This is a genomic window from Nocardia sp. NPDC003183, from assembly GCF_053590715.1.
The window spans coordinates 1-21,965 of record NZ_JBSFTG010000028.1 but is presented as its reverse complement, the minus strand read 5'-3'; the positions used below and the strand labels follow the sequence as shown (position 1 = coordinate 21,965).

General features: G+C 62.9%; 18 protein-coding genes. 15 read left to right on the top strand and 3 right to left on the bottom strand.

All coding sequences use genetic code 11. The features are described from left to right. Nucleotides 1-170: 170 nt before the first annotated feature. Complete coding sequence (locus ACWDXS_RS34980) at nucleotides 171-1,772, bottom strand: FAD-dependent oxidoreductase (RefSeq protein ID WP_449972512.1); 1,602 nt, start codon at nucleotides 1,770-1,772, stop codon at nucleotides 171-173. 33 nt (nucleotides 1,773-1,805) lie between these two features. Further along, nucleotides 1,806-3,074 (bottom strand): MFS transporter, encoded by a 1,269-nt coding sequence (locus tag ACWDXS_RS34975; RefSeq protein WP_449972509.1) that lies wholly within the window; start codon nucleotides 3,072-3,074, stop codon nucleotides 1,806-1,808. A gap of 304 nt (nucleotides 3,075-3,378) precedes the next feature. Here ACWDXS_RS34975 and ACWDXS_RS34970 point away from each other — a divergent pair, with 304 nt between their 5' ends. Beyond that, the gene (locus ACWDXS_RS34970) at nucleotides 3,379-3,828 is read left to right on the top strand and encodes a lipocalin-like domain-containing protein (protein ID WP_449972506.1); all 450 of its coding nucleotides are present in this window, start codon (nucleotides 3,379-3,381) and stop codon (nucleotides 3,826-3,828) included. 12 nt (nucleotides 3,829-3,840) lie between these two features. Continuing rightward, nucleotides 3,841-4,290, top strand: a complete 450-nt coding sequence (locus ACWDXS_RS34965) for a cupin domain-containing protein (protein ID WP_449972503.1) — start codon at nucleotides 3,841-3,843, stop codon at nucleotides 4,288-4,290. Nucleotides 4,291-4,295: 5 nt separating this feature from the next. Here the strand turns inward: ACWDXS_RS34965 and ACWDXS_RS34960 are convergent, their stop codons facing one another. Further along, nucleotides 4,296-4,997: a GntR family transcriptional regulator gene (locus tag ACWDXS_RS34960; RefSeq protein WP_449972500.1), complete on the bottom strand. Its 702-nt coding sequence runs from the start codon at nucleotides 4,995-4,997 to the stop codon at nucleotides 4,296-4,298. A 256-nt stretch (nucleotides 4,998-5,253) separates the two neighbouring features. Between ACWDXS_RS34960 and ACWDXS_RS34955 the strand changes: the two genes are divergently transcribed. The 13 genes from ACWDXS_RS34955 to ACWDXS_RS34895 all read left to right on the top strand — a co-directional run bounded on the left by ACWDXS_RS34955 (nucleotide 5,254) and on the right by ACWDXS_RS34895 (nucleotide 21,507). Beyond that, complete coding sequence (locus tag ACWDXS_RS34955) at nucleotides 5,254-6,105, top strand: fumarylacetoacetate hydrolase family protein (protein WP_449972497.1); 852 nt, start codon at nucleotides 5,254-5,256, stop codon at nucleotides 6,103-6,105. A gap of 27 nt (nucleotides 6,106-6,132) precedes the next feature. Beyond that, complete coding sequence (locus ACWDXS_RS34950; RefSeq protein ID WP_449972494.1) at nucleotides 6,133-7,056, top strand: VOC family protein; 924 nt, start codon at nucleotides 6,133-6,135, stop codon at nucleotides 7,054-7,056. Nucleotides 7,057-7,084: 28 nt separating this feature from the next. Next, the gene (locus tag ACWDXS_RS34945; RefSeq protein ID WP_449972491.1) at nucleotides 7,085-9,748 is read left to right on the top strand and encodes a bifunctional 3-(3-hydroxy-phenyl)propionate/3-hydroxycinnamic acid hydroxylase; all 2,664 of its coding nucleotides are present in this window, start codon (nucleotides 7,085-7,087) and stop codon (nucleotides 9,746-9,748) included. A gap of 109 nt (nucleotides 9,749-9,857) precedes the next feature. Further along, the gene (locus ACWDXS_RS34940; RefSeq protein ID WP_449972488.1) at nucleotides 9,858-11,411 is read left to right on the top strand and encodes an FAD-dependent monooxygenase; all 1,554 of its coding nucleotides are present in this window, start codon (nucleotides 9,858-9,860) and stop codon (nucleotides 11,409-11,411) included. Further along, nucleotides 11,408-11,854 (top strand): nuclear transport factor 2 family protein, encoded by a 447-nt coding sequence (locus ACWDXS_RS34935; protein WP_449972486.1) that lies wholly within the window; start codon nucleotides 11,408-11,410, stop codon nucleotides 11,852-11,854. The genes ACWDXS_RS34940 and ACWDXS_RS34935 overlap by 4 nt, the downstream gene beginning before the upstream one ends. A 55-nt stretch (nucleotides 11,855-11,909) precedes the next feature. Further along, complete coding sequence (locus ACWDXS_RS34930) at nucleotides 11,910-12,410, top strand: carboxymuconolactone decarboxylase family protein (RefSeq protein WP_449972483.1); 501 nt, start codon at nucleotides 11,910-11,912, stop codon at nucleotides 12,408-12,410. Between the two features lie 35 nt (nucleotides 12,411-12,445). Then, the gene (locus ACWDXS_RS34925) at nucleotides 12,446-13,951 is read left to right on the top strand and encodes an FAD-dependent oxidoreductase (protein WP_449972480.1); all 1,506 of its coding nucleotides are present in this window, start codon (nucleotides 12,446-12,448) and stop codon (nucleotides 13,949-13,951) included. Further along, complete coding sequence (locus tag ACWDXS_RS34920) at nucleotides 13,948-15,300, top strand: amidohydrolase family protein (protein WP_449972477.1); 1,353 nt, start codon at nucleotides 13,948-13,950, stop codon at nucleotides 15,298-15,300. The genes ACWDXS_RS34925 and ACWDXS_RS34920 overlap by 4 nt, the downstream gene beginning before the upstream one ends. A gap of 43 nt (nucleotides 15,301-15,343) precedes the next feature. Continuing rightward, the gene (locus ACWDXS_RS34915) at nucleotides 15,344-16,762 is read left to right on the top strand and encodes an MFS transporter (RefSeq protein WP_449972474.1); all 1,419 of its coding nucleotides are present in this window, start codon (nucleotides 15,344-15,346) and stop codon (nucleotides 16,760-16,762) included. Beyond that, on the top strand, nucleotides 16,692-17,618 hold the full coding sequence (locus ACWDXS_RS34910; RefSeq protein WP_449972471.1) for an alpha/beta hydrolase fold domain-containing protein: 927 nt from the start codon (nucleotides 16,692-16,694) through the stop codon (nucleotides 17,616-17,618). Before ACWDXS_RS34915 ends, ACWDXS_RS34910 begins: the two co-directional genes overlap by 71 nt. 57 nt (nucleotides 17,619-17,675) lie before the next feature. Next, nucleotides 17,676-18,299: a TetR/AcrR family transcriptional regulator gene (locus tag ACWDXS_RS34905; protein ID WP_449972468.1), complete on the top strand. Its 624-nt coding sequence runs from the start codon at nucleotides 17,676-17,678 to the stop codon at nucleotides 18,297-18,299. Between the two features lie 973 nt (nucleotides 18,300-19,272). Beyond that, on the top strand, nucleotides 19,273-19,467 hold the full coding sequence (locus ACWDXS_RS34900; protein ID WP_449972465.1) for a hypothetical protein: 195 nt from the start codon (nucleotides 19,273-19,275) through the stop codon (nucleotides 19,465-19,467). A 54-nt stretch (nucleotides 19,468-19,521) separates the two neighbouring features. Next, a complete protein-coding gene (locus ACWDXS_RS34895) occupies nucleotides 19,522-21,507 on the top strand; it encodes an acetoacetate--CoA ligase (RefSeq protein ID WP_449972462.1) in 1,986 nt (661 codons plus the stop codon). Nucleotides 21,508-21,965 lie beyond the last annotated feature (458 nt).

The window sequence follows — 21,965 nt, the reverse complement described above, 5'->3', positions numbered from 1 at the left end:
TCATCGTGACTACTTTCTCTCTTATGGTGTCGCACGGACTATCGACCGCGCTTGAACCTCGCCCCAAGCCAGCACGCACACCGGACGAAGTATTTGATTGGTGCGATGTCAATCGGTCCCGGTCGGCCGGATGCCTGCACTCCAAGGGGAATGTTTCGAGGGCCGTCGGGTCACAAACCCCGAGCCCGGTCCAGTACCGAACCTGCGTTCGCGGTAGTGTCGCCGCGCCACGCGATATGAAGATCGGGGCGAACCAGCACGTATCGGGCACCAAAATAGCCGTGCAGGTCAGGTCGGTGTAGCCGATATCGGGCGAACGGGAGTCTCCGCTGTTGCGCCGCGGCGTCCCATTCCGGTGCGGCAGGCGCGGCGATCTCGAGCAAGGTGTAACCCGGTCCGAGGACGTCGTAGAGCGACCGACGGCGATCCAGCCACAGATGCGGCAGCCGGGATCCCGGTATTCCGGATGGTCGATAGCTGGACGTCGGGCCCTCGTCCACGATCGTGTTCGGTGAGTCGATCATCGGCGCGTCCTGGTAGGTCGCTCCGAGTACGAACCCGAGGGTGTACATCTCGGCCGTTTTGGTTTGTCGGATCAACGCGGCGGCCTTCAGTCGGGCTTGCACGCCGTCGTCGCCGTCACGGTCGAGCCCGGGTTGGACCAAATCGCCGGTGAGTACCTGCATGTTGCGTTCGGCCTCGGCGATCGCACGCAGTGCCATAGGCCGGCGCTCGATCTCGTAGGAATCGAGCAGATGTGGACCTGCCCAACCCTCGATGGCAGCGGCCAACTTCCAACCGAGATCGACGGCATCGCCGATGCCGGTGTTCGCACCGAATCCACCCCAGGGCGGGTTCTGGTGTGCGGCGTCGCCGGCCAAGAAGCAGCGATCGCTTCGATACGTTTCGGCGACGAGCATCCGAGCTTGCCAGGGGTCCATGCTGCGGATGCTGATCGGGAATTCTTCGCCGATCATGGCGTGAACGGCACGGCGGGCAGATTCCTCCGTGAGATCGGGTGGCGCATCGACGATGATGGCCCACCAGTTGTCTTCGGTGTCCAACGTCCCCATGAGTCCGTTGGTATCGGAATTGACCACCCAGTACTGCACGGCGCGGCCTTGCGCGTGCCTTTGAGAGAGTCCCGGGGCGTCGAAGATGACTTGGACGTTTTGCACCTCGTGGCCGCGGCCGGAGAGCTGAGCACCGATCTCATGGCGCACTCGGCTACGGCTGCCGTCCGCACCGACGAGGTACTTGGCGCGGATCTGCCGACGCTCTCCACCTGGGCCGACAGCGACGGCGTCGACTCCGGAATCGTCCTGACGTAGCTCGTCGAGTGCGTATCCCCACCAGGTCGTCACCGACTGGCGGACGCCCAGGCTGTCTCGGAGTGCTTCTTCGAGCCGGTTCTGTGCACACCATTGAGCGGGTTCGGCAAGATCGTCGCGCTGGATATCCGAGAGCGCAAAGACGCCGTCGAAGCGTTCGATGGTGTGTCCGGTGAGGCTGGTGCAGAAGACCGCGGAATCCGACCAGCCGAACGGCAGGCGCGCGTTGGCGCGAATGGTGTCCGCGACGCCGAGCCTGCGATAGGTAGCCATCGACACGGGGTTGATCTGTTTACACCTTGGCGACGCGGCGCCCGGCACGATGCGGGGCTCAATGACAGCGCAGGCGATACCACGCTCCCCCAGTTCATGGGCCAATGTCAGGCCGACCGGTCCAGCGCCGACGATCACGACGTCAGTGGTGTATGTGTTCGGTCTCATCGAATTCATGACGCCCTCCAAAAGCATTGTGGTTCAAGGATGTTCCACGACAAGTTGGCCTGTTTCACGTTGTGGTGGCTGCTGCGCGCGACGGCGAACGGGCACGAGGCTGATTGCGACGGCTCCGAGAACAGCGGGAACGACGAACCCGTAGAAGCCCGCGCCGGGTGTGACGATGAGGGCGGTGACGATCGTGAGATAGCTCGGCCCCACAATCGAGCCGAGTCGGCCGAGGCCCAGGCTCACACCGAGCGCCGTACCACGCAGCCGGGCCGGGTAATACTGGCTGACATAGGCGTTGATCAAGTTCTGCGTGCCGAGCGCGCCCAGACCCGCGACCGCCGACATCGCCAGCACGAGCCATCTCGATTGGTGCGTGCTCAACGCCAACATAGCGATCGCGGCGCAGAGGAACGACACGACCGTGATGGCCTTGATGTGGCCGCCACGATCCGCCAAGACCGCGGCGGCCAGCGTTCCGACGATCGCACCACCGTTGAATGCGATGGTGAACTCCAACGCGGAATGCAGGTCGTACCCCGCGCGGATCATCAGTGTCGGTAGCCATGTGCTGGCGCCATATACCAGCACCAGCCCGAAGAAGCCGGCGGTCGCGAACAGCAAGGTGGCGGCCCGTACTCGGGGTGCGAACACTTCCCGCAGTGGTGTCGTTTCGGGCAGCGAAGTCTCCAGCGTGTTCGCCCGGTCGTCGGTCGGCAATCCTGCCGGGATCAGCTTCCAGCACAGCGGAACGAGTGCCAATGGCAGTACCCCCACCAGGAACAACCACTGGAAATGCAGTTCGGGCAGGACCGCCCGGCCAACGGACGCGGCCACCATCCCGCCGACGGCGATCCCGGTCAGAGCGGTACCGACATCCAAGCTACGACGTGCCGGTGCTGCCCAATCGGCTACGAAGGCCACCACCAGTGGTGTCAGAGCTCCCAGCCCGATTCCGGTCAGGAAGCGACCGATGCCGAAGACCGAGAGGTTGGGCGCCAGACCAGTGATGATCATGCAGCCCGAAACCCACGTCAGGAACACCGTGATCGGAATCCTGCGCCCCCAGGTGTCGCTCGCACGGCCCGCGACGAACGCACCGAGCGGCATGCCGAGCGCGGTCACACTGCCGAGCAGCCCGAGCGTGGACGAACTGACGTCCCAGTCGGAGTAGTCGAGCAGCGATGGACCGACCGCCCCGAGAACGAATAGGTCGTAGCCATCTATGAAGAGGATCAACACACCGAGGGGCAACACCCAGCGTGGAGTTGAGGCCGTCAGGCGGTCTGTGGACTGCGTCATCGCAGAGGTGTCCTTCCCAGAACAGAGCAGTGGATCCGGGGCCGGACAGCGTCAGCGCTTCGACTGAGCGGAGCGGACGCCTTCAGCAGCGAGACAACCTGCGCGGCTGAACACCACCTTCGGAGAGCGGTCGTGGCGCACAGTCGCCGCAGTGCGTCCAGAAGAGGACCGATGGTGTGTCCCGAATCACTTTCGAAAGTATCACGAGAGATTCGACACATCAATAGCGTTTCGCATGAGAAGCTTCAGATCGAATGTTGGCGACGGAGGTGCGCCAACCGATACGAACGACCGAGGAGGTCGAATGACCATCACAGTCCGCCAGCAACTGGTGGGGAGCTGGAAGATGATCGACTGGAGGATTCTTCGGGGTGGCGAATCACTGGACCCGCCACTGGGTCCAGCCGATGCCTGCGGAGGGTTGCTGATCTACACAGACGGCGGGCTGATGAGCACGACCCTGTCCGTCGAGGACCGTACGCCGTTCGTCGACGACTCACTCGACGGCGGCACTGCTACAGAGAAGCGCAGAGCATACGAGTCGATCATCAATTACTGCGGGACGTTCGAAGTCGACGAAACGACCGGCACCGTCATCCACCACGTGCGGTATTCGACGTTTCCCAATTTCGTCGGCCTGGACCTGCGACGCACGTGCGTGTTCGAAGCAGACACGCTCAAACTCGACACCCCACCGATGAACTTCGGCGGAGAGCCGCTGGCCAGCTACATCCTTTGGCAACGAACGAAATAGGAGACAACAACCATGTCCGACATTCGGCGAATCGTCACCGGTCATGACACGTCCGGCAAAGCGATCTTCGTTGCCGACGGCACTGCCCGGCCACAACTGACCCGCGGCGTCGAGACGACCAACCTGTGGTTACACCGTGGCGCTCCCGACAACTCCGGCGAGTACGTAGACCCCGTCATCGCGGCTGTTCCGCTCGAACCACCCGACGGAGGCGCCGTCTTGCGAATTGTCGACTTTCCGCCTGCGTCGGCGGAATCGGCGCCCGACATGCACCGCACCGCGTCGCTGGACTACGCCTACATCATCGAGGGCGAGATCTACGCTGTCCTCGACGACGACTCGACACTGATGTATGCCGGAGACGTCCTCATACAGCGCGGAACCAATCACGGATGGGTGAATCGCTCGGACCGCCCGTGCCGAGTCCTGTTCGCGCTCTTGGATGCCGAACCTATCTCGTGAGCTGGCTATCGACGGTCCACCGCCGCCGAATTCGGTTCGTCCAGTGCACAACTGATCAGTAATTGTGCGGTGTGGGCGATGTGATCGCGCAATAGTTCCTGCGCGCGGTCGGCCTGGCGGGCCAGGGCTGCGTCCAGTAGCGCCTGATGCTCGCCGGCAACGTCGCGGTCCGGTTCGTTGCCGAAGGACATCGACCATTGCAGGTAGAGCTCGGCCTCTTGACGCAACGCTTGCGCGGTGTTGAGCAACCGGCGGTTGCGACAGCCTGCCAAGAGGGCGTTGTGGAATGCGACATGCGCCGCCGACCACTCGTCGGTCGGATGGTTCGGGTCGGCGGGATCCCGGTACTGCGCCCGCTCCAGAAGGTGGTGTGCGGCAAGGGCATCTGCTTCCCACCGCATGTCGCCATCGAGCACGGACAGCTTCAATACCAGCGATTCGATCTCGACGCGAGCAGTGGTCAGATCGGCCAGATCCTGATGCGACAGCGGGCGGACCAGGTAACCCTGATGCGCCTTCGCCGTTACCAATCCCTCGGCCGCCAGTCTTGTCAGCGCTTCGCGAGTTGCGCCCACGCTCGCCTTGTAGCGCTCCGACAGCTCCGGGAACTTCAGCCGCTCCCCAGGGATCAGGCGCCCGCCGAAAATGTCGGCTCGCAGCGCCTGGTAGACGCCGTCCGTGCGAGTCGTTCCGCTGTTCTTCACCATGCGACCACGGTAGCACCATACGAAACGCTAGCAAGGTATCGAAACTAGGTCGATAGTTTCGAAATTTGCCCACTTCATCACAGGCGCCACCCGGCCGGTGGGACACAGCGTCGCCGCAACCCGACAGCAACACGTACCAGTTTTTCGAAAGACACTTGAAGTATCGAAAGAAGCTTGCTACTTTCGAAAGTGACTCAAGGCACAACACCGCGCGGGGAGGGCATAGCCCACCCCCTTGAACCAGGGAGCACGCATCGTGCGATTCGCCAACATCTCTGACCGGCTATCACTGGTCACGGCATCTGACACCGTCGTAGATATCGCGCAGGCGAGCTCGGATCGGTTCGGCTCGACGATGCAGGACGCCTATAGCCGATGGGAAGAGCTGGTCACCTTCTGCTCCACAGTCACCGACACCGGGCGACCGCTCGCCGATATCCCACCGTCGGAGTTCGGAAATCCGGCGCCACAGCCGCGGCAGATCTTCGCGATCGGACTGAACTATGCCGATCACGCAGCCGAGTCATCCCTCGCTGTACCCGAGGAACCACCGGTCTTCACCAAGTTCGTGACCTCACTCACCGGCCCCTACGGCACCATCGAGCTCCCCAAGGGCAAGGTCGACTGGGAAGTCGAGCTCGTGGTGGTGATCGGCCGCGAAGCACATCACGTCCCTGCCGAGAACGCCTGGAGTTATGTGGCGGGTGTGTCGGTGGGACAGGATCTTTCCGAGCGTGACCGCCAGCGTGTGGGCCCTGCCGCGCAGTTCAGCATGGGTAAATCGCACCCCGGGTTCGGTCCGATCGGCCCGCTGCTGGTCACTCCGGACGAGCTCGACAACCCCGATGACCTCGAACTGGGCTGCCTGATCAACGGCGAGCAGATGCAGAAGGGCAAGACCTCCGACATGGTTTTCCCGGTGCCGGAACTGATCGCACGCCTATCGGCGATCACGCCGTTGCTGCCCGGCGATGTCATCTTCACCGGCACCCCCGCCGGCGTCGGTTTCGGGCGCACTCCCCAACGGTTTCTCGCACCGAACGACGAATTGACCAGCTACATCCGCGGCGTAGGCGAAATGCGGCACCTGCTGGTCGCCGGTCGCTGACCGCACAACGTTTCGAAGGAGCAGGTAGTGGCGCTGCATCGACTGTCCTCAGTCACCATCGGGGTTCCGGACCCGACAACGACTCGGGACTACTACACCGAATTCGGCCTCGCCCCCGCCGACGACGGCTGGTTGGCGACCCGAGACGCCGGTGACCAGTTGCGGCTGGTCACCGCACCTAGCCGCCGCTTGGTAGAGATCGTGGTCGGTGCAGATGACTCCGACGATATCGCCGCGGCCGCGATCCGGTTGCGGGGACTCGGGCTGCCGGTGGACCTGACGAGTCGGTCGGTCACCGCGGTGGAACCGGTCGCCGGCTTTCGGGCGGTGATTCGAGTCGACGACCGGCTGGTTCAGCCGGTGCAGCCCGCCACCGCCTACAACGGACCGGGCAGGATCGAACGCGGGAATCTCCGCGCCCCTGGTGTCTTGCGGGAAGATCCGGTCCGTCCTCGCAAACTCGGCCATGTCGTGATCGGCACGATCGACTTCGACGCCACCCGTCGATTCTTCACCGACGGATTGGGTTTCAAGCTCTCCGACGAGATCAAGGGCCACGGGGCGTTTCTGCGGTGTTCGACTGATCACCACAACGTGCTCGTATTGAAGGCACCGGTCAACTTCCTGCACCACACCTCCTGGCAAGTCGATGACATCGACGACGTCGGGCGCGGCGCGACCGCGATGTTGGAAGGCAACCCTGAACGTCACGTGTGGGGCCTCGGCCGCCACCACGCGGGGTCGAACTTCTTCTGGTACCTGAAAGATCCAGCGGGCAACTTCTCCGAGTACTACTCCGACATGGACTGCATCGTCGATGACCAGCTGTGGAGGCCGCAGACCTTCGAAGGTGCCAAGGGCTTGTTCAACTGGGGACCGCCACCGCCGCCGTCGTTTCTGCACCCCGAAGACCTCGCCGCGCTGATGACCGGCGCCCACCACGCCGGCTGACCCCGATTCATCCATCCAGGAGACGATGATGTCCCAGCAAGAGATTTACGACTTCGTGCAGGTCGGTTACGGCCCGGTCGGCCAGACCATGGCCGGGCTGCTCGGTCAGGCCGGGTACTCGGTGGCAGTGTTCGAGCGCTGGCCCACGCTGTACGGGCGTGCCAGGGCAGGGCACATCGACCACGAGATCATGCGGATCTTCCAATCGCTCGGCATCGCCGAGCGATTGGAAGAGGACATGTTTCGCGCGACCAAGTACGTATTCCGCAATGCCGCAGGCGAAACGCTGATCACCTTCGACTGGGATCGTGACGGCATCTCCGGTTGGCCGTCGGACTACATCATGTATCAGCCTCTGATAGAGGATGCTCTCGATGACGCCGTGCGTGCGCTACCCACGGTCAGCATCCATCAGGGATGGGAGGCCGTCGCGCTGGTACACCACCCCGACCACGTCGAGGTGGAGTTCCGTTCGGTGCACCTCGGCGACGAGGGTGAGAAGGTCTTGGGTGACGATGTCCGGATCGTTCGGGGGCGGTATCTGATCGGGGCGGACGGCGCCAACAGCTTCGTCCGAGGCCAGATCGGCGCGGGGCAACACGATTTCGGATTCCGCGAAACCTGGCTGGTATGCGATCTGGAACCGCTCGAGCCGCTCGATTTCGGCTTCGACAACGGCCAGATCTGCGATCCGGCACGCCCGCATTGCCTGTTCCAGCTGGGCAAGAACCATCGACGCTTCGAATTCGCCCTGCTGCCAGGAGAAACCGCCGCGCAGATGGAAAGCTCTGAGGTGGCATGGGAGCTGATGGCGCCCTACGGCGTCACCGAGAAGAACGCGAAGCTCGTACGACAGGCGATCTACACCTTCGGGTCCAAGCTCGCCGATCGATGGCACGACGGCCGGATCTTCCTCATCGGCGACGCAGCGCACGTCATGCCACCCTTCATGGGCCAGGGCATGTGCTCCGGCGTACGCGACGCCAAGGCACTCGCGTGGCGCCTCGATCTTGCGATGCGTGGCATCGGCGGGACCACTGTGCTGGACTCCTATCGCGCCGAGCGAGCACCACACGTGGCCGCGCTGATCGAGATGTCCATGGAGGCAGGGCGAGTCTCGTGCACCTTCGATCCCGAAACGGCGGCCGCGCGAGACGAAGCCTTCCGCCGCGGCGACGTACCACCGCCACCGCCCTTCCCCCACATCGAGGCAGGACTGCTCGGCACCGACGCCGACACTGAAATCGCGGGAACCCTTGCCCCGCAAGGCCGCATCGCCATCGGCGAAACCATCGGACGTTTCGACGACGTGCTGGGTTCGGGCTGGGTACTGCTGCTCGCGCCCGGCACTGACATCGACATCGATGCCCACCGCACGGCAGTTTTCGAACATCTCGGCGGCAAGGTCGTTACTCTGTCGGCGCCCGGCTCCGGTGGCGAAGTCGTCGATGTCGACGGCTACTACGCCGACTACTTTGCCGAACACCGAGTCGTCGCCATCTTGTACCGACCCGACTTCTACATCTTCGCGGCCACCGATGAAGCCGATGCGGTCACATCGCTGATCGATCAACTCGAGACCGGCCTCGGCGGAGGTCGCTCGATGACCCACCAGCAACCATGGCATGCTGAGGTCGAAGCGCACAAACGCGCGATGCCATTGCAGCGACTCACCGGCAACGGCATGGACTACGCGGATGTCGTCGATCTGTACGCCCGCGTCGACGCCGGACAACCGTGGGCAGAAGCCGCGGCTGAACTCGGCGCGATCAATGGTCAGCGTGCCACGGTAGCTCTGTCTCAGGGGCATACCAACAGTGCTCGGCAGTGGCACCTGCTTTCCTCAGCTTGTTATCGGGTAGGCCAGGTTCCACTACCCGACGATGACCCGCGCAAATTGGCTATGTATCGCTTGCTGATCGAGCATTACGCACGCGCGGGCGCGCTCAGCGAGCCGACGGTCGACCATGTCGAGATCCCCTACCGCGGCGGCGCTGTATGCGGCTGGTTGCTACGACCGCCGAATGTCCCCGCCCCGCCGGTCGTCATCGTCACAGGTGGATACGACGGCTGGCGCGAGGAGTACCACGTCGGCGCGCAATACCTGCTCGACCGCAACCTCGCAGTGTTCCTCGTGGACGGACCGGGCCAGGGCGAAACTCGTCTGTTTCATGACTTGTACATGGATTCCGATATCGCACAGGCATATTCGACGGTGATCGACCATCTGCTCGACGACCGACGCCTCGCCGGCACGGTAGGCATCTGGGGCAACAGCATGGGTGGTTACCTGGCCGCGCTGACAGCCGTCACCGACGACCGAGTCGCCGCGTGCTGTGTCAATGGTGGCACCGTGCGACCTGCCGAAATCCTGGACCGCTACCACCGCTTCATCACCAAGATCACCGCGGTGACCGGGATCGACGACCCCGAGAAGGCCCGCCAGGTAATGGAGCAGTTCAGGCTGACACCTGCTCTGCTCGAAAACCTCACCTGTCCGCTGCTCGTGCTGCACGGCACCCCTGACCAGGTCTTCCTGATCGACAACGCACGTGCCCTGTTCGATGGGGCCGCCAGTACCGACAAACAGTTCGACGAGTGGGCCGACGGCGATCACTGCCTCTACAACCACTCGCACGAAAAGCATGTCATCGTCGCCGACTGGTTCGCGGACCGACTCTACGACGCCTGAGCTCCACATGCCGGATCGGACCCCTTCGACCCGATGCCCATCCAACGAAACATACCAACGACATCGAGCACTGCTGTCCTGGTGCACGACTCATCACTAGGGAAACACCATGACCGACAATGACGTCGATGTGATCGTGGTCGGCGGCGGGCCCTCCGGGCTGACCGTCGCCGCGGAGATCGCGGCCACCGGCGCGCAGGTTCTCGTCCTCGAAAAGCGAAGCAGCGACCCGGTGTCGCGGGCAGGCACGCTGTTGCCGCGACCGCTGGAGCTCTTCGACGCCCGCGGCATCGCCGACCGCTTCATTCGCCGGACCTGCGAGATCAATCCGCACCCCTTTCAGAGCTGGCATATCTGGGGTGGCATGCACCCCATCGACTGGACGACCCACGACTCACGGTTCCAGTTCACGTTGTTCCTCCCGCAACACGAGACCGAGATGATCCTGCGCGACTGGGCCACCGAAAAGGGGGTCGACATCCGGTTCCACCAGGAAGTCGTCGACCTGCAGCACGACGCTGACAGAATTGTGGTCACCTCCCTCGACTCTGACGGCCACCCTTGCCAGGCCAGTGCACGCTACGTCGTCGGCGCGGACGGTGGACACAGCGCGGTCCGCAAACTGATGAACATCGCCTTCGAGGGACGCGATGCCACGTTCACCGGCGTCATCGCCGATGCCGAAATGGCTTTCCCCTGGCCGGGCGGACTTCGTGTCGGGCACAACGAATACGGCTGGCTCACCACTTTTCCCTTCGGTCCCGGACTCACGCGGTTCGTCATGGTCCACCGTGACGACCGCACCAAACCCAAGTCCGCCCCGGTCACCCTCGCCGAACTGACCGAATGCGTAAGCCAGATCCTCGGTGAAACCGTGAGCATCCCCGGATTGCGGGCATCCTCGCGCTATACCGATGCGCAGCGGATCGCGTCCCGCTTCCGCAGCGACCGAGTCTTCCTGGTCGGCGAATCCGCCCGAATTCACTACCCCGCCAGCGGAATGGGCATGAACTATTGCCTGCAGGACGCATTCAATCTCGGCTGGAAGCTCGGCGCCGTACTGCAGGGCCGTGCCGATGAGGCACTGCTGGACACCTATGAGACAGAGCGGCGCCCGATCAGCCTCGACCTACTGCGTAGCGTCGACACACAGGTCGCGATCCAGTTCGATTTCAGCCCCGAGGGCCTCACGCTATCGGGCGCCCTGCAAGAGAAATTCCTGCCGATACCGGCTGTCAACTCCCAGCTGCAGCTCGAGCTCAACGGCGTGGAAACCCCCTACCCCTCGACGCAGCCCAGCCACCCCCGGGTCGGGCACCCGGTACCCGACTTCGAACTGCTCCGCAGCGACGGATCCACCGCCCGCCTCTACGAACTGCTGCGCGACGGACGATTCGTGTTGCTCGACCTGAGCGGCACCGGCGCACTTCGCGACCTCGATTCCCCCGCGGTCAATGTGGTGCAAGCCCACCCCGCGAGCCTGCCGACCGTATTGGACCGGGTCACGTGCTTGCTTGTCCGCCCTGACGCCTACCTTGCCTGGGCGACCGAACTGCCGCCTGCCCCCGCCGACGTGCTGAGTCAGCTCGATCAGTGGCTGACGGTTCGAAACCCACACGCACTCAGCGCATCCACCGATCTCTTGAACGGACAATCCCGATGACCGAACGCAGCTTCACCCGCGCACGCACTGATGACCGGGCACTCATCCACGCAGTAGTCCACCGCTACGCGCACACCGCGCGCGACAAGATGGACTTCGCCGACATGCTGGGGTTGTTCACCACCGACGCCGTACTCGTGCTGCCCGACGGAACTCCCATCCCGCCGACTGAACTCGGCAAAGTCGTCCGCGACGGCGAAGCCGCCTACATTCGCCACCACATCACCACTGTCGACATCTGCTTCACCGGCCCCACCGAAGCACAGGTGGACACCTTCTTCTTCGCCATCACCGACGAGGCAGCCCCCGACCACTGGGGCATGTGGCGTGACACCGTCCGCAAGCAGGCCGATACCAGCTGGCTCATTCGCGAACGCGCCATTGTCGTCGAGGGATCGGCGCCCGGTGGATGGTTCCATCGCACCTACGTCGCACAGGTCTGACCACGTGGACATCGCCGAACTGAGCCGACAGCAGCGACAGGTCTACCACGCGATCATGAATGGCCCCAGAGGCTCCGGGCCGCAGCAATTTCCACTCGTCGATGCGGCCGGTCAGCTCCAGGGCCCATTCGGCCTCATGGTCGAATTTCCCGAGATCGGCGGGCCGCTGCAGGCTCTCGGTGCCGCCCTGCGCTACCGAACCACGCTCACCGGTCGTGAACGCGAAATCGCCATCCTCACTGTCGCACGCTGTACCGCGAGTTCATTCGAACGGTACGCGCACGAAGCGGCCGGGCGGGCGGCCGGATTGGACGAGACCGAGCTCGCCCGATTACATGCCGGAACATTCGTCACGACCGACGCACGAGAGGCCGCCGTCGCGATGCTCACCGCGTGGGCAGTGGATCAACCAACGCTCACCGGGATCGACCGCATCACCGCGCAACCGCTGGACCGGACATCGATCGCCGAGGTGACGGCGCTGGTCGGCTACTACCGCCTCCTGGCTCAGCTCATGGGGTTGTTCGATATCGGAGCGCCCTCCGATCCCAGATGAGCCGATCCCCATACTCACCAATCTAAGGAAGAACCATGAACGTGGACGTACTGGTCGTCGGTGGCGGCCCATCTGGATTGATGACGGCTGCCGAACTGGCCGCGGCCGGCGTCGACGTCGTTGTCCTGGAACGCCGGACCGAACCCGTGGGATCGAGGGCAGGCACCATCTTGCCCCGCGTGCTCGAACTGTTCGACACCAGAGATCTGGCACAGACCTTCATCGACCGAGCACGGACGATCCGAGACAACCCACTGGTCCCGTTCCATATCTGGGCCGGACTCCAGCCACTGGATTGGGGCCATCTCGAATCACGGTTCGGCTACCGACTCATCCTGCCGCAGAACATCACCGAGGAACTGCTCGCCGAACACGCATCCGCCCGGGGAGCGCGCATCGTGCGCGGGGCGGTCGTCGAAACTGTCGAACAGTTCGATGCGGGTGTCGCTGTTCGAGCGCGACTGACCGACGGCACCGAGCAGACTTACTCTGCCCGATATGTCGTCGGGGCCGACGGGGCCCGCAGCATCGTCCGCCGGGCGGCTGGAATCGAATTCGACGGCCACGATGCCACGTTCACCGGCATGGTGGCCGACGTCGTACTCGACTTCCCGTGGGACGCACCTCGCGCAAACGGACACAACGAGCACGGCTGGGCCGCGGCCTTCCCCTTCGACGAGACCGGTCACATCACCCGGTTCAATATCGTGCACGAGCAGCGTCGCCACGCCGACAAGTCAGAGCCGGTCACCGTCGCCGAGGTTCACCAGTGCGTGCGCGAGATCTTCGGAGAATCCCTTGACTTCACCGAATTGCGTTGGGGTTCGCGCTATACCGACGAAACCCGTATCGCATCGCGCTTTCGGGACCGCAGAATCGTGCTGGTCGGTGAGAGCACCCGCGTGCATTACCCGGCCAGCGGTGTGGGTATGAACTTCTGCCTGCAGGACGCGTTCAATCTGGGTTGGAAGCTGGCTGCGGTTATCTACGGCGTCGCCGAGGAATCGCTGCTCGACACCTACGAGGCCGAGCGACGACCGGTGACCGAATCACTCCTGGAAAGCGTTGCCGCACAGTGCGCTATGCAGTTCGACTTCAGTCCCGAAGGGCTGGCCTACCGGCGATTCTTCGAACAGCGCCTCTTCCCCCTGCCCGAGGTGGGTCGGACGCTGGTTCGCGATCTGAACGGCCTGAGCTTTCCCTATCCGCGCGAAGCGACCGATCATCCATTCGTCGGCGAGCGCGCGCCCGATCTGGTCTTGCAGACCCGTGACGGTCTCGTCCGGACAGGCGAATTGCTGCGAGGTCACGAGTTCGTGCTCATCGATTGCACGGGTGAAAACTACTACGACGAACTGAAGTTCGGCCGGACACCTGTCCTGCTCGTCTCCGGGGTTCTGGCCCCCGCACCGGCGGGCCTGCACGATGTGCGGAGTCTGTTGTTGCGCCCCGACAGCTATGTCGCGTGGGCTGATACCGCCACGCCGAGCCCCGAACGCGCCGTGGCGCAGATCGAGCGATGGCTGAAAGTCGAGCGATGACCGGGCGGCTGCTCCTGCACGGAGCTCAGATCGTCAGCATGGACGACGATATCGGCGATCTGGTCGGCGATATCCTGATCGAGGGCACCCGGATCTCGGCCATCGCCGAACGCCTCGACGTCACCGACGCCGAGGTGATCGACGGCACCGATATGATCGCCATCCCGGGGATGATCGACACCCATCGCCACACCTGGCAGAGCGCGGTGCGCCACAGCTACGCCGATATGGACCCGGCACGCTACTTCGCCGAAATGCTGGTCGGCATCGGCGCCTCCTATCAGCCGGATGACGTCTATATCGGGAACAAGCTCGGCGCCGCGGCGGCATTGAGCGCCGGAACAACTACCTTGGTGGACTGGTCTCACATCCAGAACACCCCGGCGCACTCGGACGCTGCCATCACAGGTCTGTGTGAGGCCGGGATCCGCGCGGTGTTCGCCCACGGCTGGCCACTGCTGACCGATAACCGTTGGACCAACCGCAGCGAACTCGGCCATCCTGACGATATTCGCCGCTTACGCACCCAATACTTCGCCGGCGACGACCAGCTGCTAACGCTGGCGATGGCGGCTCGCGGCCCCGAGATGGCAGCCGAGGACACCTGGGTCGCTGATCTGCGGCTCGCACGCGAACTCGATATCCGGACCACGGTGCATGTCGGCGCCTACCCCCACAACGCTGCCCACCGCGCGGTCGCCCAGTACGCCGGGCTCGGCCTGCTCGGCGACGACATGACCTTCGTGCACTGCAGCCGCAGCCACGACGACGAGTTCGCCATGATCGCCGACGCCGGGGCCACCGTATCGCTGGGCGTGCACTGCGAACTCAATTCCCAAGGTATGGGCGATATCCCACTCGACAAGCTCCTCGCCCGCGGCATCCGTCCCAGCCTCAGCGGCGATACCGAAACCAAATGTAGCGGTGACATGTTCACCCAGATGCGCATGCTGTACGCGTACCACCGCTCCTGGATGGGTGGCGGGCATTCCGCGGTGGGCGGTGTGCCCGAGTTGCGGGTGCGTGATGTCCTCGAGTTCGCCACAGTCCAAGGTGCTCGAGCGGTCGGGATGAGCGACAAGATCGGTTCCCTCGCCCCAGGCAAGCAAGCCGACATCGTCCTACTCCGCGCCAGCGACCTGAACCTCGGACCCGTGACCAACCCGGTCTACTCGGTCGTGCTCGCCGCACACGAGGGCAATGTCGACACGGTGCTCGTGGCAGGCCGTGTCGTCAAACGCGACGGCCACCTCACCGATATCGACCCCACGACCTTGATGGATTCGGCTCGGCAATCCCAGCAGCAGATCCTCACTCGCAACCTGCCACCAGCTCGGCGACGCACGTAGCGCCACGAGTTCAGCCACACTTCACGCCCACTGAAGGACCACCATGCTGGAACCGAAAATTTCCGCTGCCGACAACGTCACGATCACGACGGCGGCGAGCCCGTCCCTCGTTGCCGCACGGATCGATCGAATACCGTTCGGCCGCTTCCATATTCGGCTGACAGGCCAAGTCGGTGCCGGGACCTTCTTCGACGGATTCGATGCGATGACCATCGCTGTCGTCCTGTCGCTGATCGTGAAGTCGTTCGGCATCAGCCTCGCTGAAGCAGGCATTATCATCAGCGCCGGCTATGTCGGGCAGTGGATCGGGATGCTCCTAGCGGGGGCGATCGCCGACCGGGTCGGCAGGCGCCGCCCGTTCATCATTTCCCTGGTGGTCTTCGGCGGTATGTCGCTCGCATGCGCGCTGGCATGGAACGAAACAAGCCTGCTTATCTTCCGAGTCGTGCAGGGACTGGGACTCGGCGCTGAGATCCCGATTGCCGCGATCCTGTTGAGCGAGTTCCTCGGACGAAATGGTCGGGGGCGATTCTACGGGATGTACCAGTCATTGTTCGCCTGGGGCATCTTCTTCGCACCGCTGACCGCTTTGGCCGCAACGAGCGCGTTCGGTCAGGAAACGGGCTGGCGCGTGTTGCTCGCAATCGGCGCACTCCCCTTGGGTATTGCGGTGTGGGCCTACTTCTCGCTCCCCGAATCCGCGCGCTGGCTTGCGGTCAAGGGCCGCGGCGTCGCGGCTGACACCCGTGTGCGCGAGATGGAGGACGAGGCTACGAAGCACGGCGTCGAACTCCCGCCACCGCACGAGACAATTGCCGTCGCTGACAGTCCATTCCGATATGGTGAATTGCTCTCCCCCGCCTACCGGACCCGCACGATCATGCTGGCCGTGGTCTGGTTCGCCAATTTCTTCGTCAACTCCGGCTGCCTCACCTGGCTGCCGACCATGTACGTCGAACTCGGCGGATTGCCCCAATCACAGTCACTACTGCTCGCCATGGCCACCAGCGGTGTGCAACTGGTAGTCATCTACATCGTGGTGTTCCTGGTCGACCGAGTCGGACGAAGGCCTCTGCTCATCGGGGGCCTCGCCATCGCGGGGGTCGGAGCACTTTACGGCTTCATCGTGATCGGACTGCTCGGACAAACCTCATGGCCGGTCATGTTCGTCAGCGGCTGCACCATGGTCGTCGGCACCACCGTGCCCGCGGTCTTCCTCTTCCTGTATACCAGTGAACTCTATCCGACCCGCATGCGTGGCTGGGCCACCTCGGCGACCGGTAGTCTCAACAAACTCGCGTCGATCATTGCCCCTGCGGTGTTCGGATTCATGCTCTCCGGTCACGGCGGAACATCAGCGGTATTCACAGCTTTGGCTGTAGCGTCCGCGATTGCACTTGCCACCGTCGCTGTCGGAGCCATCGAAACCCGCAACCGTTCACTCGAGGAAACCTCAGCGTGAACGTCTCTCGGTAGCGCCAATTCGTCAGGAAGTAGCAATGCGCCCAATCAGCACCTATCACGACATCCCCTACGCGGTCATCGACCGGACGACCCTGATGTTGGATCTGTATCGGCCCCAGTCCGATTCCGACGTCCCGGTCGTCATCTACCTCCATGGCGGCGGTTGGAAGGCCGGCGACAAACGCGACAACAGCGAGGAGCGACTGGCCGCAGTCGCTCGCAGCGGGATCGCCGTTGCCTCGGTGAACTATCGTCTCGCACCCGAGGCAACCTATCCCGCCCCAGTTGACGATGTTAAGGCCGCAGTGCGCTGGCTACGCGAGAGCGGAACTCAGCGCGGACTCGCGGTGGAGAAGATCGGGCTGTGGGGCGCCTCAGCGGGCGGCTGCCTCGCAGCCATGGTCGCATTGAGCACGAACAACTCGGACTTGGAGGAACCCGACGGCGAATCCGCACCAGAGCTGAGTTCGGTGCAAGCCATAGTCACCTGGTTCGCGCCGACGGACCTGATAGCCAACAGCCGCCGCTCATGGCTCGAACAGCTCATCCTCGAACCGCCCGTTGAGGACTCACTCTTCGGGCACGGGCCAATCGCCGCCGATGACGAGCGGGTCAGGGCAGCGAGCCCCGTGCACCGAGTGCATCCTCACGCACCCCCGTTTCTCATCGCACACGGAGACCGTGACAGAGTTGTTCCCGAGTCGCAAGGGCGATACCTACACGACGCATTGACTCGGGCAGGAGTTTCGTCGACGTTCTGTGTGCTCGGAAACGCAGGGCACGAAGGCCATGAATTCGACACCACAGCCAACATCGAGCTCACCACTGCGTGGTTGAAGGCACATTTGTCGTGATATCTCCACCTGCCCCTACACCCCACCGAACGGCATCTACGGTAGAAGTCGGTCACCATGCCGCGCGTAAGTGATGAGCATCGAGAACGTCGCCGTCAACAGATTCTTGACGCCGCGCAGCTATGTTTTGCGCGCAAAGGTTTTCATAATTCGTCAATGCAAGATATTCTGACCGAATCGAGGATGTCAGCTGGGGCGGTGTACCGATACTTCGAGAGCAAGGAAGATCTGATCGTCGCCGTCGCGGCACAGACATCAAACGAGTTGCATACGTTGATGACCGACTCCATTCGGCCAGATCCACTTCCATCCCCTGTTGACCTGATGGAGCTTCTCGCCGAGTACATCGTTTCGCACACCGGCGCCACTGACCGGGGTCGGCTTGCTCCGCAAGCTTGGGCACTAGCGTTGACCGACCCAGGGGTCGGCGAGCATGTTTCACTAGCCCTTCGGGATATTCGAGGATTTTGGCAAGAATATGCAGAGCGGATGCGGGATGCGGGATGGCTACCGAAAGATACCGACGTCCACGCAGCCTCAACAGCAATGCTGGGCATGCTCACCGGATTCATGCTCCAGCACCTGATCATCGGCGACGTCGATCCGAGAACTTTCGCAGATGGTGTGCGTTCCATCTTCCCACTAAGTGGCTCCCGTCGCGGCGAACTACCAGCTGACTGAACAGCCAGGCAGGTGGCACGTCGTCCTCGCGCGGACCAGCTCCAGCGTCGAGGTCGGCGGCCGATAGCCACCACGATCGCTTCGGTGTCCTGGGTCGGTTCTGGCTCTCTTCAAATTCGTCGGGTGTGGATGTAGGCGCGCTCGATCGTGTCTGGACGGCATCGAGGCTCTCGACCGCGGTTGCGCCGTCGAGGAACTCCGCGCGCAAAGTCTTGTGGCACCGATCGATCTTGCCTGCAGTCGTGGCTGAACGGCGTTGGTCAACCGCTGTCAGATGCGGGGCAATCAGGATAACAGCCGCAGGGAGCACGCACTCGCCGGCTCAGCCGAGCAGGAAAGAACTCGTTCGCCAAGTTGATTCACGGTGAAATCGGACAGCGTACTCGTGGGCCCCGCCGGCCAGATCGTCCGGGCTTGACCAGTGACGGGTCTCGCCCCGACGAATTATCCCAGAACGGGTTCAACAGTCTCCATCTTTCAAAGACTAGAAATGACTGTCAGACGTATTTGCTGTCCATCATTGACGACACGTGTCCAGCGTGGCCATATTGTAGGTATGGCAATGAGACCCGTTTGCATCCTCTCCGGCCAAGCAAGCGGCACGTTGCGAGACCCGGCATGTTCGACAATCGAACATTCGAGCCGTCCGCGATTTCCGACTGAGGGCACAATCAATATACGGTCTGATCGGGACGCCGACCATGGTTTTCTAATTTCATTGAAGCAGATCTGGCGAGGCCGAGGTGACCTGACACACAACGTCTGTTCAGGCTCGATACGCCAACGAGTCTCTGAGTCACTATCCAGAGGGCAGGCCGGCGAGAGGTTGTGCCGACACGGCTCCGACGGGCGAATGCTGCCCCCTCCCCCTTCGTTCGCGCCTCACCTTTCATCACCGGACATGCGGTGGCGGAGGACCACCCCGCTCTAGGTCGACACAGCCGAGCGGTCGACGGGGTACACAGGAGGACCCTTGCAGCACAACATCACCCAATCGGGCGTTTGGCAGCACTTTACGGCGGGTCTGATTCTCATCGGAGTCAGCACCACCGGTTCCGTCGACACCTACCGCGAATACACCCGCTATCGCCATATAAACGAGGCTGTCGACCTCGCTGAATGGGATTGGCACGTCCCTGACGAATGGTTTGACCAAGCATCCTCATGAACGGGTGAACCGAACGAAGCGACCCGCTCCGCTGTCAATTGGAGAGTTATATCAATGAGCCCACTGCATGGGGCAGGACCCGTTGAGCCTCAATGGCTTCCGACCACCCACGACCGCGATAACGCCCGGATCAGTGACTTTGCGACTTTTGCCGCAGACCGAATGTCTATAGATCTTCCCGACTACACCGCACTGTGGCGCTGGTCGGTCGACGAGATTTCGGATTTTTGGGAGTCGATCTGGCACTATTTCGACCTCGGGCCACTGCCTGGACAAGTCTTGGCCCACTCGGAAATGCCTGGCGCACGTTGGTTCCCGGAAGTCCGCCTCAACTACGTCGATCAGGTGGTGCGTAATTCTCGCACTGACCGTCCGGCGATCGTGTCGATCGACGAGGACGGCACAGTCGGCGAAATGAGTTGGGACGAACTGTTGGGGCGGACAGCGGCATTCGCAGCCACGTTGCGATCCTGCGGCGTCCGCGCTGGGGATCGAGTAGTTGGTTACTTGCCCAATATCCCCGAATCGGTGGTCGCATTCCTCGCCACCGCCAGCATCGGCGCGATCTGGAGCGCCTGTGGACAGGACTACTCGGCGCAGGCGGCTCTGGATCGACTGGGCCAGTTGCAGCCGACGGTACTCGTCACCGCGGACGGCTATCGGCACGGTGGTAGGAGCCACAATCGAACCCAAGAGATCGAGATTTTGCGCGCGGCCATGCCACAGCTACGCGCAACAGTAGTTGTTTCCAGCCTCGGACTTCCAGTGCCGGATACGATGCAGTGGCAAGAGGCAACGCGGGACGACTGCGCGATGGACATCCAGCCGGTTGCCTTCGACCATCCACTATGGATCGTCTACTCTTCTGGCACCACCGGGCTGCCGAAGGGAATCATGCACGGTCACGGCGGTGTACTGCTGGAGCACTTGAAATCTATTGCGCTGCAATCGGATATTGGACCGCTCGACACCTTCTTCTGGTATACCAGCCCCAGCTGGATGATGTGGAACTACCAGGTTTCCGGTTTGCTCGTGGGCGCCACCATCGTCTGCTACGCAGGCAGTCCCGCCTTTCCGACTCCGGATGCACTGTGGGAGATGGCTGACCGGACCGGGACCACCGTGCTGGGCACAAGTCCCGGCTACGTGCTCGGCTGCATGAAGGCGGCGGTGGTCCCGCGTGTAGACCATGATCTGTCGGCGCTTCGAGTGATCGGGATAACGGGGTCAGCGCTGCCGGCCACTTCCTCCCTGTGGCTTAGTGACAATGTCGGCAAAGAGATCCAGGTCGCTTCCGTCAGCGGCGGTACCGATGTAGTCACCGCATTTGCCGGTGGCGCGCGCACTGTGCCGGTATGGCCCGGTGAGTTGTCTGCACCTTGTCTCGGGGTCGCTCTGGAAGCGTGGGATAGCGATGGTTCACCACTGCTTGACAATATGGGTGAACTGGTGGTCACCAAGCCAATGCCGTCCATGCCGGTCGGATTCTGGAACGACCCAGATGGTTCGCGTTACCGCAGTGCGTATTTCGAGTACCACCCCGGAGTGTGGCGCCATGGGGACTGGATTACTATGACCACCCACGGCAGCGTGGTGGTGCACGGCCGCTCGGACTCTACGTTGAATCGCAACGGAATCCGCATGGGCAGTGCCGACATCTATCAGATTGTCGAGAAGCTCCCCGAAGTCGCCGAAGCCTTGATCATCGGGGCAGAACAGCCCGACGGCGGGTACTGGATGCCGCTGTTCGTAGTCCTCGCCGCCGGCGCCCGCTTCGACGCCGACCTCATCGCGACGATCAACAACGCGATTCGCACCGAACTCTCCCCCCGGTACGTTCCCGACGAGGTTGTCGCCGTACCCGGCATCCCACATACCCGTACCGGCAAGAAACTCGAGATACCCGTCAAGAGAATACTTCAGGGCACCGATCCGAACCGGGTCGTCAAATCCGACTCAGTCGATGACCCCAAACTACTCGATTGGTTCGTGGAATTCCGATATCTGCGATCTCGCGGGGCGCGGTCGCACGAATCGTAAGCCAGAAGACAAACCGGCCTCGGGTTCCCGCACCCCGAGCATCCAGTTCGCTTTGCTCGGGGTGCGCCACCTGCCACGACCCACCATCGCCAAGTAGGCCGTCGTCCACAGCTAACCTGGGCATTGACGCAGGGCTTGGCGGCACCACGGGGTTAAATCGACGGCGCCGCAACACCCTTCGCTCGCCGCCTTGGGCGCATCGAGGCGCTCGGATCGGCCCGCGGACGTATTAGACTTCAAAGTTGACCTGATCGACTGGCTCGCCACCACCCCGATATCACCGGCCATTCCGTGAGCACACGAAACTTGTCGACCGGACCATCGGAGAACGCGGAACCTGTTCTACCGTAACAAGATTCGAGATTTCACCGGTTAGCCTTGTGGCCCGGCAACCGACCGTGGCCGGGAGGACCTGATGACAGCGTCACCAACTCGACTCCGCACCCTGCACCGCCGAC

Bases quoted from the DNA above. Each gene is read 5' to 3' on its own strand.
- ACWDXS_RS34980 (WP_449972512.1), bottom strand. From the start codon at position 1,772: ATGAGACCGAACACATACACCACTGACGTCGTGATCGTCGGCGCTGGA.
- ACWDXS_RS34975 (WP_449972509.1), bottom strand. From the start codon at position 3,074: ATGACGCAGTCCACAGACCGCCTGACGGCCTCAACTCCACGCTGGGTG.
- ACWDXS_RS34970 (WP_449972506.1), top strand. From the start codon at position 3,379: ATGACCATCACAGTCCGCCAGCAACTGGTGGGGAGCTGGAAGATGATC.
- ACWDXS_RS34965 (WP_449972503.1), top strand. From the start codon at position 3,841: ATGTCCGACATTCGGCGAATCGTCACCGGTCATGACACGTCCGGCAAA.
- ACWDXS_RS34960 (WP_449972500.1), bottom strand. From the start codon at position 4,997: ATGGTGAAGAACAGCGGAACGACTCGCACGGACGGCGTCTACCAGGCG.
- ACWDXS_RS34945 (WP_449972491.1), top strand. From the start codon at position 7,085: ATGTCCCAGCAAGAGATTTACGACTTCGTGCAGGTCGGTTACGGCCCG.
- ACWDXS_RS34940 (WP_449972488.1), top strand. From the start codon at position 9,858: ATGACCGACAATGACGTCGATGTGATCGTGGTCGGCGGCGGGCCCTCC.
- ACWDXS_RS34935 (WP_449972486.1), top strand. From the start codon at position 11,408: ATGACCGAACGCAGCTTCACCCGCGCACGCACTGATGACCGGGCACTC.
- ACWDXS_RS34930 (WP_449972483.1), top strand. From the start codon at position 11,910: ATGAATGGCCCCAGAGGCTCCGGGCCGCAGCAATTTCCACTCGTCGAT.
- ACWDXS_RS34925 (WP_449972480.1), top strand. From the start codon at position 12,446: ATGAACGTGGACGTACTGGTCGTCGGTGGCGGCCCATCTGGATTGATG.
- ACWDXS_RS34920 (WP_449972477.1), top strand. From the start codon at position 13,948: ATGACCGGGCGGCTGCTCCTGCACGGAGCTCAGATCGTCAGCATGGAC.
- ACWDXS_RS34915 (WP_449972474.1), top strand. From the start codon at position 15,344: ATGCTGGAACCGAAAATTTCCGCTGCCGACAACGTCACGATCACGACG.
- ACWDXS_RS34905 (WP_449972468.1), top strand. From the start codon at position 17,676: ATGCCGCGCGTAAGTGATGAGCATCGAGAACGTCGCCGTCAACAGATT.
- ACWDXS_RS34895 (WP_449972462.1), top strand. From the start codon at position 19,522: ATGAGCCCACTGCATGGGGCAGGACCCGTTGAGCCTCAATGGCTTCCG.